We start from the raw sequence: 11,886 nt of genomic DNA on the forward strand, positions 1-11,886 counted from the left end.
GCGCCCCGAAACCCGTTTCAGCCAAAAGCCAGTTGAACGACCGTGCGCCCCGCTCGGCTTTCGACCGCCAGCACCGCGCCGATCGCGCCGGCCCGCTCCAGGAGCGCCCTCGGGACCTGCGAGGCGTCGAAGCCCCGGCCGTTGTCGATCACCCGCAGCCGCACGGTGTCGCCCTGCATGTCGGCCTCGATCCGCAGCACGCTCGCCTGGGCGTGCTGCAGCACGTTGGAGATGGCCTCGAAGAGCAGGAACTGCAGTTGCCGCATGGCGTGCGCGTCGAGCAGTTGCACCGGCGCGACCTCGTCCACCGCCCATTCGAATTCGATGCCCGCCGCCGCCAGCCGGGGCTCCAGCCGGTAGCGCAGCGCCGCCAGCAGCGCCCCGACGTCGCCCGGCGGCAGGTGGATCGAGTCGATCGACAGCTTGAGCTGGTCGAGCGAGTCGCGCAGCGTGCGCAGCAGTTCCTCGGAACTGGTCTGGCCCGACTGCAGTTGCCGGATCGCCGAGCTGATGTGCGAGCCCACGCCGTCGTGCATGTCGCGCAGGATGCGCTCGCGCTCGTGGGTGCGGGCCTGGTCGCGCGCCACCTGTTCGAGCTCGGCATAGGTGAGCGCCAGTTCGCGCTCGCGCTGCGCGACCCGGTCGGCCAGCGCAGCGACCCAGCCGCGCGCCTGCGTGCTCACGGCGTGGAAGCGCCGCAGCACGATCAGGAGCAGCGCGATGCCGAAGAAGATCGACGAATAGCGCACCCAGGTGGTCTCCCCGTAGGCGTCGCTCAGACGTATCACCAGCCAGTCGCGCATGCCGAAGGTCACCGTGACGAGCGCCGCGATGGCCACCAGCATCCGCTCGGTGCTCGGGTGCCGCACGGTCGCCACCACGAAGCCGCCGACGAAGACGCCGATGACCACGATCTCGATGGCGAGCCAGCCGGTGAGCCACACCGGTTGCTCGCGCTGCAGCGCCAGCGTGCTCGCCACGACCGTTCCGGCGACGACCGCGGCCAGCGGCCAGCGCAGCCACTGCAGGCGCGGATTGCGGGCCCACCCCGCGAGGTGGTAGCAGAACATCATGGCCGACGCCGCCCAGCCCGCATAGCAGGCCGCCATCAGCACGCCCCACGGAACCCAGGGCAGTGGCGGCTCGGCGATCACGCCGTCGGCCACCCGGATCGCCCAGCAGAACTCGGCGAGCGCCGCCCACAGATAGATGCCGTCGCGCCGGTGGCGGCCCACGGCGCCGGTGTCCACCTGCGTGAGCCAGAGCGCCAGCGCAATGCTGCCGACGATCAGGCTGAAGGCCGTGAGCAGCACCGATCCGGTGAAGCGCCAGGCATAGGCGCTCTCGAAGAGCTCGGTGCGCACCGGCGTCGCCGGGCCGACGACGACGCGCGAAAGCCCTGCGCGCCGGGCGCTGTCGGCGCGCAGGCGGATCTGCAGGTGGTTCTCGCCGGCGGTCAGCAGGCGCCCGGGCACCGGCACGTAGATGGGCGCCTTGGCGTAGTCGGCCTCGTTGCCCACGCTCATGTCGCCGTAGACCTGCAGCAGCGCCCCGTTCAGCTGCACCTCGAAGACATTGCCGACACGGGGAATGAAGATGCCCCAGGGCGTGTCCGGCGCGGCCGTAAGCGTGAACGGCAGGTCGAAGCTCGCAAGGCCGGGGCGGCCCCGGTGCTGGCGGTCCCAGTGGTAGGAGAGCTCGACCGGCCCGGTGCGGGTGATGCCGTCGACCGACGTCGTGATGGTGCCGCGGCGCAGTTCGATGGAGCCATCGGCCGCCTGGAGCGGCTCCGCCGCCGCGGCTGCGAAACCCGCGGCGCCCGCCAACAGCACGGCCAGCCACAGCGAGACAAGCGAGCGCACAGACACCAGCCTCGCCAGCATCCGTCCTCAGCCCGGGTGAGGCAGCAGGCCCAGGCGCGTGGCCTCGAAGACCGCCTCGCTCTTGGAATGCACCGCGAGCTTGCCGTAGAGGTTCTTGATGTGGGTCTGCACCGTGTGCACGCTCAGGCCCTTGAGCCGCGCAATTTCCGCATACGAGAAGCCGCGCGCGATCAGCGTCAGCACCTCGTGCTCGCGCGCGGAAAGAAGGCCCCGCTCGTTCTCGTCGAAGGCGGCCTCGGGTGCGGCGGCGCCCAAGCCGAGGATGCTGGCCGATTGCAGGCTGCGGTACTTGGCCAGCACGCGGCGCGCGATCATGGGCGAGATCGGCGATGCGCCGGCCTTCATCTCCACGATGGTCTGCGCGATGTCCTCGGGCGCGGCGTCCTTGTGGATGTAGCCCACGGCGCCGGCCTCGATGCTGGCGAGCACGTTCTCTTCATCGCCGAAGACCGACACCACCAACGGCTCGCAGCCGGGAAAGCGCGCGACGGCATCGCGGATCACGTCCAGGCCCGTGCCGTCGGGCATGCCCAGGTCGACCAGCAGCACGTCGGGGATCGTCGCGGTGCGCGCCAGCCAGCCGAGCGCCTCCTGCACCGTGCCCGCGCTCCCGAGCCAGAAAAGGTGCGGGCTGCGCTGCACGCTCGCCTCGAAGAAAGCGCGCGCGCGACTGTCGTCCTCGACCACGAGCACGCCCCATCGGCGCAGCGTCCCGTCATCCAGTGCCTCTGTGTTCATGGGCAGAAGCATAAGCCTCGATGCTCCGCCGAATGGCGTACATGCATACCCGTTTCATGGGATGCGCAGTGCCAATCGCCTCCCGAGAATCGGGCGTTTTCATTTTTTCTTCTGCAGCTGGTCCACCGCCGCGCGTGCGACGGCGGCAACGAGGAGCAGACCATGAATACTTTCGAATTCCAGCCGGACGGCCGACGCCGGGCCCAGGCCGGCGAGGTGTTCATGCGATGTAAGTCGTTATGAGTTATCGCTTTCCCCAAGAGCCACTTGCTGCAGGGTTTTTGAATCCCGCAAGCCGTTTTGCGGGCACGGACCTCATGCAAAATCACCGCGCTTCGGCCAGCCAGGTGCGGCGTTCGCACCTTCCCGCTCTTCCCGTCCTTCCCCCCATGGACCCGCAAACCACCCATCTGCTGTACCTGCACGGCTTCCGTTCCTCGCCCCGTTCGACCAAGGCGAGGCTCGTGGCGCAGCGCGTGGCCAAGGCGCATCCGAACCTGCAGTGGTGGTGCCCGCAGTTGCCGCCGTCGCCGCACGACGCCATCGACATGGTGATGAAGGGCATCGCGGACTGGCCGCGCAAGTCGATGGCCGTGATCGGCTCGTCGCTGGGCGGCTTCTATGCCACCTACGTCGCGGGCATGACGCGCTGCCGCGCGGTGCTGCTCAACCCGGCCGTGCATCCGGCGCGCGACCTCACGCGCTACATCGGCGACCAGACCGTCTGGCACGACCCGGCCGAGCATTTCTATTTCCGGCCCGAATACATCCACGAACTGCGCGCCATGGAAGTCGGCTCGCTCACGCGGCCAGAGCGCGTCTTCGCCGTCATCGCCAAGGGCGACGAGGCGCTCGACTGGCACGAGATGTCGGCCCGCTATCCGGACAGCAACATCAAGCTGCTGGAAGGCAGCGACCATGCGCTGTCGGATTTCGAGACGGCACACCTCGATGACGTGATGGCGTTCATCAACCCGGTATAGAGCACACCCCCAGGCTGCGCGCACTTCGTGTCGCTGCGCCAACCCCCTTGCAGGGGGCGATGCCTGCGGCCCGGCAAAGCCGGTTCCGCGGCATCCCTGGAATGGAATCCCCTTCGATTCCGCGTGGGACAATCGCTTCATGTTTGTATTGTTTGAAGAAGCCGGCAAGTACCTCGGCGGCCGTGTCCTGTCGGAGGCCGAAGCCTCCGCGCAGGTCGAGCTCGAGACCGGCAAGCGCGTCAAGGTCAAGGGCGCCAACATCGTTCTGCGTTTCGAGAAACCGTCCCCGGCCGAGTTGATCGCCGAGGCGCGCACGCTCGCCGCCGCGATGGACCTGGACCTGGCCTGGGAGTTCGCCGCCGAAGGCGAATTCGGCTTTGCCGACCTGGCGGCCGACTATTTCAGCGACAAGCCATCGCTCGCCCAGCAGGCGGCCGCGCTGTTCGCGCTCTTCGAGGCGCCGCACTACTTCCGCCGCGCGGGCAAGGGGCGCTTCAAGAAGGCGCCGGCCGAGATCGTGCAGCAGGCGCTCGCCGCCATCGAGAAGAAGAAGGCCGTCCAGGCGCAGATCGTCGAATGGGCCGGGCAACTGGCCGAGGGCGTGTGCCCGCCGCCGATCCGCGAGCAGCTCTACAAGATCCTGTTCAAGCCCGACAAGAACGCCCCCGAATACAAGGCCGTGGTCGATGCCTCGCGCGCCACGCAGCGTCCGCCGCTCGACCTCCTGGAGCGAGCCGGCGCGATCGACTCGCCCTACCAGTTCCACTGGCGCCGCTTCCTCTTTGAGAACTTCCCCAAGGGCACCGGCTTTCCCGCGCTCGCGGCACCGGCCATCGCGGACGAATTGCCCGTCGCCACCGGCGTTGCGGCTTTCTCGATCGACGATTCGCAGACCACCGAAATCGACGACGCGCTCTCGGTGCAGGGCCTGGGCAGCGGCACCGTCACGGTCGGCGTGCACATCGCGGCGCCGGCCCTGGCGCTCACGCCCGGCAGCGCCATCGACAACGTGGCGCGCGCGCGCATGTCGACGGTCTACATGCCGGGCTACAAGATCACGATGCTGCCCGACGAGGTGGTCAACACCTACACGCTGCTCGAAGGCGCCGACCGCCCGGCCGTGTCGCTCTACGCGCGCTTCGACGAAGCCACGCTCGAGCTGCAAGGCACCGAGACCAAGCTCGAACGCGTGCCGATCGTCGCCAACCTGCGCCATGACCAGCTCGACAGCGTCGTCACGCAGCCCTGGCTCGAAGACGCCGCGGTCACGAGCGAGAACACGCCCGACGCCGCCGCGAACCTGCGCGCCCCGCTCTCCTTCCTGTTCCGCCTTGCCAAGCAACTGAAGGCGCAGCGCGAAGTGGTGCGCGGCAAGCCCGAGAACTTCAACCGGCCCGACTACAACTTCCGCCTCGTCGGCAACGACGGCAACGAGCCCACCGGCAACGAGCAGGTGCAGATCACCACGCGCCAGCGCGGCGCGCCGCTCGACCTGATCGTCTCCGAAGCGATGATCCTGGCCAACAGCAGCTGGGGCGGCTGGCTCGGCGAACTCGGCGTGCCCGGGCTCTACCGCAGCCAAGCGAGCCTGGCGCCCGGCATCAAGGTGCGCATGGGCACGCGCGCGCTGCCGCACGCGGGCCTGGGCGTGAAGAGCTATGCATGGAGCACCTCGCCGCTGCGCCGCTACACCGACCTGGTGAACCAGTGGCAGATCATCGCGGCCGCCCGCCATGGCAAGACCGCCGCGCTGGCCGCGCCCTTCAAGCCGAAGGACGCCGACCTGTTCTCGATCCTCTCGGGCTTCGACGCCGCCTATGCCACGTACAACGGCTACCAGGGCGGCATGGAACGCTTCTGGACGCTCAAGTACCTGCAGCAGCAGGGCATCACCGAGCTCGAAGCGACGGTCATCAAGGACATCCCCAACGGCGCGCTGGTGCGTGCCGATGCGCTGCCGCTGGTGTTCCCGGTCGCCGGCCAGCAGGAGCGCGGTGCGCGCCTGCGCGTGAAGCTCGGCGAGATCGACGAGATCGCGCTGGACGTGAGCGGCACCGTGCTCGAGCGCCTGGACGCACCGAAGGCCGATGCCTCGGCCGAGGACGAGAGCGGCGAGGACGAAGAAGAAGTCGCCGGCCCGATCGCCATTGCCGTCGACCTGAGCGACAGCGAAGCCGCGCCGGAGAACACACCCACACCTGCATGAACTTCGGCCAGACGTCCGGAGAAGTGCGCCCCCTGGAGGAGTTTCGAGAATGAACTTCAAGGACCTCAGCACGCTGCAGATTGCGCTGGGCGTGTCGGTCATTGCGCATGCCGCGCTGCTGGCGGTGCGCTTCGTCGATCCCGAGTCGTTCAACCGTGCGTTCACCGACACGCCGCTGGAGGTGATCCTGGTCAACAGCAAGACCAAAGAGCGGCCCGATGCGAACGCCAAGCTGATGGCGCAGACCTCGCTCGCGGGCGGCGGCGACCTCGACAAGGGCCGCGCGACCAGCCCGCTGCCGCCATCGAGCTTCACCGCCGTGGGCGATTCGTTCGAAGACGCACGCAAACAGGTCGACGCCCTGCAGGCCGAGCAGATGCAGATGATCACGCAGCTGCGGCGCGACATCGCCGCCATGCCGGTGCGCGATCCGCGCAATGCGGGCGAGCCGACCGAAGCCGCCGCGCAGGAAGAAAAGCGCCGCCAGATGGTCGAGCTGCTGGCTCAGATCGAGCGCCGCGTGAACGAGGAAAACTCGCGTCCCAAGAAGCGCTACATCAGCCCCTCCACGCGCGAGGCCGCCTTCGCGGTGTATGTGGACACCATGCTGCGCCGCGTCGAGGCGCGCGCCGCCGAAAACTTCCCCGAACTGGCCGGCAAGAAGCTGTACGGCGAGCTCAAGATGACGCTGACCGTCAACTTCGACGGCAACGTGCTCGCCACCGTGGTCGACCAGAGCTCGGGCAACATCGCGCTCGACCGCCGCGCGCAGGCCATCGTCCGCAGCACCGGCAATTTCGGCAAGTTCACGACCGCGATGCGCCAGGAGCAGGCCGACCAGATGGTGATCCAGGGCACGTTCCGCTTCGCGCGCGACGGCACGATGGAAATCTCTCAATAAGCAGAAGCAGCGAGACCGCAGCAATGGACCTGTACTGCGTCATGGGCAACCCCGTCGAGCACAGCCGCTCGCCGCGCATCCATGCCCGCTTCGCCGAACTCTGCGGCCAGCAGATGGACTATGGCCGCCGGCTGATTCCGCTGGGCGCCTTCGCCGAAGGCATCGCCGCATTCCGCCGCGAAGCCGCCGAGCGCGGCGACAGCGCGCGCGGCTGCAACATCACCGTGCCCTTCAAGTTCGAGGCCGCCGCGTTGGCCGAGCACACGAGCGCGCGCGCCACGCTCGCGCAGGCGGTCAACACGCTGCGCTTCGAGGCCGACGGCAGCATCCACGCGGACAACACCGACGGCATCGGCCTGGTCAACGACATCGTGCGCAATGCGGGCGTGCCGCTCGCAGGCAAGGAACTGCTGCTGATCGGTGCCGGTGGCGCGGCGGCCGGCGTGCTCGGCCCGCTGCTCGATGCGGGCGCCTCGCGCATCGTGGTGGCCAACCGCACCGTGGACAAGGCGATCGCGGTGGTCCAGCGCCATGCGGCGCTCGCGCTCGGCCACGGCGCCACGCTCGAAGCCTGGGCGCTCGACGAAGTGCCGGGCGCCTTCGACGTGGTGGTCAACGCCACCGCCTCCAGCCTCGCCGGCGATGCGGTGCCCGTGAGCGCCAAGGTGCTGCGCCCCGGCGCGCTCGCGGTCGACATGATGTACGGCCCCGCGGCCGCGGGCTTCATGGCCTGGGCCGAGGCGCATGGCGCGGTGCCGCGCGACGGGCTCGGCATGCTGGTCGAGCAGGCGGCCGAATCGTTCGAGATCTGGCGCGGCGTGCGCCCGCCGTCGGCCCAGGTGCTGGCCGAGCTGCGCGCGTCGCTCGCCGCCGGTCACTGAACCCATGAAGGCCGTGCTGCGCCTCATTGCCTGCCTCGCGGTGGCGGGCATCGCGCTCGAGTTGTTCTTCGTCGTGCGCATCGCGGCCATGGCGGTGATCGATCCGCAGAGCACCGCGTTCCAGCGCTCCGCGGCCTGGCAGGTCGCGCTCCAGAAGGGCAGCGAGGGCGGCTGGCGCCAGGAGTGGGTGCCGTATGCGCAGATCAACGACACGCTCAAGCGCGCCGTCATCGCGAGCGAAGACGCCGGCTTCGTCGATCACAACGGCGTGGAGTGGGAAGCCATCGAGCGCGCACGCCAGCGCAACGCCAAGGCCGAGGAATTGGCCGCCAAGCGCGCCGCCCGCGCCGCGGCGCGCGGCAAGCCGGTGCAGCCGGTGCGCCTGCGCGGCGGCTCCACCATCACGCAGCAACTGGCGAAGAACCTGCTGCTTTCAGGCGAGCGCACGATGCTGCGCAAGGGCCAGGAGCTGGTGCTCGCGACGCTGCTGGAGGTGTTTCTCGACAAGCGCCGCATCCTGGAGATCTACCTGAACAACGTCGAGTGGGGCGAAGGCGTGTTCGGGGCCGAGGCCGCGTCGCAGTACTACTTCCGGAAGCCCGCCTCGCGCCTGGGCGCCAACGAGGCCGCGCGGCTCGCGGTGATGCTGCCGAGCCCGAAGTTCTTCGAGCGCCGCCCCGGCTCGCCGTACCTCAGCGGGCGGGCGTCGACGGTCGTGGCGCGGATGCCGTCGGCCGAGCTGCCTTGACCTTGCCGAGCTTCGCACGCAGCGCTTCGAGTGCCAGCACGGCCGCGAAGCCGATCGTGTAGGCCACCACATCCCACCAATCCGCAGTGCTGCCGAGCACGATGCGCAGGGCCCGGTTCGGAATGTGCAGGTGCCAGGCCGATGCGAGGAACTGGCCCAGTTCCACCGCGTAGCCCACGCCGAGCGCGGCCAATGCGAGCGGCAGCACGCGCGCGGCGATGAAGGTCCTGAAGACGAAATACACCCACACCACGGCCAGCACATCGCCGAAGAAACTTCGCAGCCACCCCCAACGCGCGCCGACGGTGGCCAGCAGCGCAAGAACAATGAACAGGGCCACCGCCCACGCCAGTGAAAGAGGATCGAAACGCCATCGCATGGCCCGTATCATCGCGCCCATATGCTGGCAAAGCTCACAGGTTGGTTGTTGTTGGGAATCGTCCGGTTGCTCACCGGCGCGCAGGCGCGCTGGTACGGCTGCCCACCGAAGGCCGAGCAGCGCATCTATTTCGCCAACCACCAGAGCCACGCCGACCTCGTGATGATCTGGGCGGCCCTGCCCGAGGAACTGCGCAGCATCACGCGGCCGATCGCGGCGCGCGACTACTGGGCCAACACGCCGGTCAAGCGGTGGATCACGACCGAGGTGTTCAACGCGGTGTATGTGGAGCGCGCGGCCACGGCGCCTGCTGCTGCGGCAGCCGTTGTGCCCGAACCGGCACCTGAATCCGCTGTGGTTGCGGCGCCTGCCGAACGCATCGAGCCGTCGATGGAGCCGCTGCTGCCGGTCGCGCCGCCGGTCGCCGAAGCCGTGAACGAACTGCAAGGCGAACTCGATCTGCCAGCGCCACCGCCGCCGCCCCCATCCATCGCGCCGCCGCCGTTCGTTGCGGAACCGGCGCCACAAGCCGAACCCGCATCGCCGCCCGCCGACCCTCTCGCGCCGCTCGTCGAGGCCTTGCGCAGCGGCGACTCGATCATCATCTTTCCCGAGGGCACGCGCGGCCACACGGGCGAGCCGCAGAAGTTCAAGTCCGGCCTCTACACGCTCGCGACGATGTTCCCCGACGTGGTGCTCGTGCCGGCCTGGATCGACAACGTGCAGCGCGTCATGCCCAAGGGCGAGATCGTGCCGGTGCCCATCCTTTGCTCGGTCACCTTCGGCGCGCCGCTGCGTGTCGAAGAGGGCGAAGAGCGCCGCCCTTTCCTCGACCGCGCGCGGGCCGCGGTGATCGCCCTGCGCGACGTTTGACGACATGAACCAGTTCCTGCGCAGCCTCTCCCCGACCCAGCAGGTCGCGGCGCTCTTTCTCATCGTCTTCGGCGTGCTGGTGATCATCAGCACCGCGGCCTTCTTCCTGAGCTTTCGGGAGAAGCGCAACCCGGTGCACGACGCCACCTGGCAGGCCGAGCTCGCGCACTACCGCGCGCTCCTGGGCACCACCTGGTTCATGGTGATCGTGTTCTGGATCGGCTGGGCGCTCGGCGAAACGGTGGCCACGGTGCTCTTCGCGCTGATCTCGTTCTTCGCGCTGCGCGAGTTCATCACGCTCTCGCCCACGCGGCGCGGCGACCACCGCAGCCTGATCCTCGCGTTCTTCGTGGTGCTGCCGATCCAGTTCTGGCTGGTGGCGACGGCGCGCTTCGATCTCTTCACCGTGTTCATCCCGGTGTACGTGTTCCTCGCGATTCCGGTGGCGAGCGCGCTGGCCAACGACCCGAGCCATTTCCTGGAGCGCAACGCCAAGCTGCAGTGGGGCATCATGGTCTGCGTCTACGGCATGAGCCATGTGCCGGCGCTGCTCTTGCTGAGCTTTCCGGGCTACGAGGGCAAGAGCGCGTTCCTCGTGTTCTTCCTGGTGTTCGTGGTGCAGACCTCGGTGCTGGTACAGCACGTGATCTCGCGCCGCACGCAGCGCACGCCGTTCGCGCCCAATGTGAGCCGCAGCTTCAACTGGACCAGCTGGGCCATCGGCATCGTGGTGGCGAGCCTGGTGGGCGCGCTCTTCTCGTTCATCACGCCGTTCAAGTTCGGGCAGGCGCTCGCGGTGTCGGTCATCGCCTGCATCGCCGGCTCGATGGGTCACCTGGTGATGAAGGCGCTCAAGCGCGACCGCGGCATTCCGAACTGGGGCAAGAAGGGCGTGGGCGTGACCGGCGCGAACGGCCTGCTGGATCGCGTCGATGCGCTGTGCTTCGCGGCGCCGATCTTCTTTCACTCGATCCGCTGGTACTTCAACGCCTGACAGACATGCGCATCCTCGGCATCGACCCCGGCCTTCTCACCACCGGCTTCGGCGTGGTGGATGCGGACGGCCATGCGCTGCGCTACGTCGCGAGCGGCACCATCAGCACGCGGCACCTGGGCAGCGGCAACCTGCCCGCGCGCCTGAAGGTGCTGTTCGACGGCATCGCCGAAATCGCGCAGCGCTACCAGCCCGATGCCTCGGCGGTGGAAATCATCTTCGTGAACGTCAACCCGCAGTCGACGCTGCTGCTGGGGCAGGCGCGCGGCGCGTGCGTGACCTCGCTGGTGAACAACAACCTCACGGTGGCCGAGTACACCGCGCTGCAAATGAAGAAGGCGGTGGCGGGCCACGGCCAGGCCGCCAAGGCGCAGGTGCAGGAGATGGTCAAACGGCTGCTCGACCTGCCCGGCCTGCCCGGCGCCGACGCGGCCGACGCGCTGGGCATCGCGATCACGCATGCGCAGGTGGGGCGGTCGATGGCGCGGCTGGCCCAGGCCGCGGAGTTGTCCAAGACCCATGCCGGCACGTACCGGCAAGGGCGCTCGCGCTGACTACCTGCGGAAGTCCAGGCGCCCGTTCGTCCAGCGCCCGTCGATGCGCCGGTTGTCCACGATCAGGCCGACCCACGGGCGCGTGATGTCCGGGCTGCTCAGGTTGATGTAGCGGCCCACCAGCGTGTCGGGTGCGATGTAGCGGACATCGAGCAGGGCATGGCGTTCGCCGTTGCCCCAGTCGAACATCAGGTAGAAGCGGCCGCCGGCCACCTTGGCCATCGCCTTGCCTTCCTTCCAGGCCTCTGCGCTGTCGCCGGGAACGGCCGGGTCCGCGCCGCCGTTCCATCGGCTGGACCATGCGCCCGCGATCGAGTCCGGAACCTCATCGACCACCGCGCCCCATGGCTGCGCATTCGGATCGTCGCTGTCGCCGCGCAGTTCGACGCTGTCGGCGAACGCGTCCACATCGAGGCCGTCCGGGTCCGGGGCATCCTGCACGCCGAACGGATTCCTCGTGGGGTGTTCAGGGTGTGTGTTCATGGCGCCATCGTGCGCCCGCGCAGCTCGCCCCGCATGCCGTTTCCGGACATGCGAACGGAGAAGAAAAAAAACTAGGCCACGCGCTCGGCGATCAGCACCGCGAAGAAGCCGAACGCGGCGAGCAGCGTCCACTTGAGCACGATCCAGCCGACGCGCCGGTACTTGGCCTGCCCGGTGCCCGCATAGAACGCGAACGACACGCCGGCCACCAGCAGAAGCAGCAGGATGGCCCAGCGGAAGAGCAGCATCGAGCGAAGGGCTGC

Annotated in this window: 13 protein-coding genes; 8 read left to right on the forward strand and 5 right to left on the reverse strand. The window is 68.7% G+C overall.

Annotation, left to right across the window (positions count from 1 at the left end; translation table 11 throughout):
- Window positions 1-17 precede the first annotated feature (17 nt).
- Window positions 18-1,862, reverse strand: a complete 1,845-nt coding sequence (locus tag ACZYRS_RS28230; protein ID WP_463421851.1) for a sensor histidine kinase — start codon at window positions 1,860-1,862, stop codon at window positions 18-20.
- Between the two features lie 27 nt (window positions 1,863-1,889).
- Window positions 1,890-2,633: a response regulator transcription factor gene (locus tag ACZYRS_RS28235; protein ID WP_198788015.1), complete on the reverse strand. Its 744-nt coding sequence runs from the start codon at window positions 2,631-2,633 to the stop codon at window positions 1,890-1,892.
- Window positions 2,634-3,010: 377 nt separating this feature from the next.
- On the opposite strand from ACZYRS_RS28235, the gene ACZYRS_RS28240 reads away from it, so the two are divergent.
- From ACZYRS_RS28240 to ACZYRS_RS28260, 5 genes are all read left to right on the forward strand, one after another.
- Entirely contained in the window at window positions 3,011-3,604 is a 594-nt protein-coding gene (locus tag ACZYRS_RS28240) for a YqiA/YcfP family alpha/beta fold hydrolase (RefSeq protein ID WP_463421852.1), read from the forward strand.
- A 139-nt stretch (window positions 3,605-3,743) separates the two neighbouring features.
- Window positions 3,744-5,810, forward strand: coding sequence for a ribonuclease catalytic domain-containing protein (locus ACZYRS_RS28245; protein WP_463421853.1), 2,067 nt, complete (start codon window positions 3,744-3,746; stop codon window positions 5,808-5,810).
- A gap of 49 nt (window positions 5,811-5,859) precedes the next feature.
- Entirely contained in the window at window positions 5,860-6,711 is an 852-nt protein-coding gene (locus ACZYRS_RS28250) for an energy transducer TonB (RefSeq protein ID WP_198788019.1), read from the forward strand.
- 23 nt (window positions 6,712-6,734) lie between these two features.
- A complete protein-coding gene (aroE, locus tag ACZYRS_RS28255; protein ID WP_463421854.1) occupies window positions 6,735-7,592 on the forward strand; it encodes a shikimate dehydrogenase in 858 nt (285 codons plus the stop codon).
- Window positions 7,593-7,596: 4 nt separating this feature from the next.
- Window positions 7,597-8,340 carry a transglycosylase domain-containing protein gene (locus ACZYRS_RS28260; RefSeq protein ID WP_463421855.1) on the forward strand — a complete coding sequence of 248 codons (744 nt, stop codon included), beginning with the start codon at window positions 7,597-7,599 and terminating at the stop codon, window positions 8,338-8,340.
- Here ACZYRS_RS28260 and ACZYRS_RS28265 read toward each other — a convergent pair.
- Window positions 8,285-8,731 carry a ribosomal maturation YjgA family protein gene (locus ACZYRS_RS28265; protein WP_463421856.1) on the reverse strand — a complete coding sequence of 149 codons (447 nt, stop codon included), beginning with the start codon at window positions 8,729-8,731 and terminating at the stop codon, window positions 8,285-8,287. The genes ACZYRS_RS28260 and ACZYRS_RS28265 overlap by 56 nt on opposite strands.
- A gap of 9 nt (window positions 8,732-8,740) precedes the next feature.
- Here ACZYRS_RS28265 and ACZYRS_RS28270 point away from each other — a divergent pair, with 9 nt between their 5' ends.
- Genes ACZYRS_RS28270 through ruvC form a run of 3 tightly spaced genes read left to right on the forward strand, consistent with a single transcriptional unit; the run spans window position 8,741 to window position 11,140 of the window.
- Window positions 8,741-9,592: a lysophospholipid acyltransferase family protein gene (locus ACZYRS_RS28270; RefSeq protein ID WP_463421857.1), complete on the forward strand. Its 852-nt coding sequence runs from the start codon at window positions 8,741-8,743 to the stop codon at window positions 9,590-9,592.
- A 4-nt stretch (window positions 9,593-9,596) separates the two neighbouring features.
- Entirely contained in the window at window positions 9,597-10,586 is a 990-nt protein-coding gene (locus ACZYRS_RS28275; protein WP_463421858.1) for a phosphatidate cytidylyltransferase, read from the forward strand.
- 5 nt (window positions 10,587-10,591) lie between these two features.
- A complete protein-coding gene (gene ruvC, locus ACZYRS_RS28280) occupies window positions 10,592-11,140 on the forward strand; it encodes a crossover junction endodeoxyribonuclease RuvC (protein ID WP_198788029.1) in 549 nt (182 codons plus the stop codon).
- Here the strand turns inward: ruvC and ACZYRS_RS28285 are convergent, their stop codons facing one another.
- Both ACZYRS_RS28285 and ACZYRS_RS28290 read right to left on the reverse strand, forming a co-directional pair.
- Window positions 11,141-11,623: a hypothetical protein gene (locus ACZYRS_RS28285; RefSeq protein ID WP_463421859.1), complete on the reverse strand. Its 483-nt coding sequence runs from the start codon at window positions 11,621-11,623 to the stop codon at window positions 11,141-11,143.
- 71 nt (window positions 11,624-11,694) lie between these two features.
- Window positions 11,695-11,871 carry a hypothetical protein gene (locus tag ACZYRS_RS28290; protein WP_172672175.1) on the reverse strand — a complete coding sequence of 59 codons (177 nt, stop codon included), beginning with the start codon at window positions 11,869-11,871 and terminating at the stop codon, window positions 11,695-11,697.
- Window positions 11,872-11,886 lie beyond the last annotated feature (15 nt).

It is taken from the genome of Variovorax sp. AC194 (assembly GCF_979257995.1).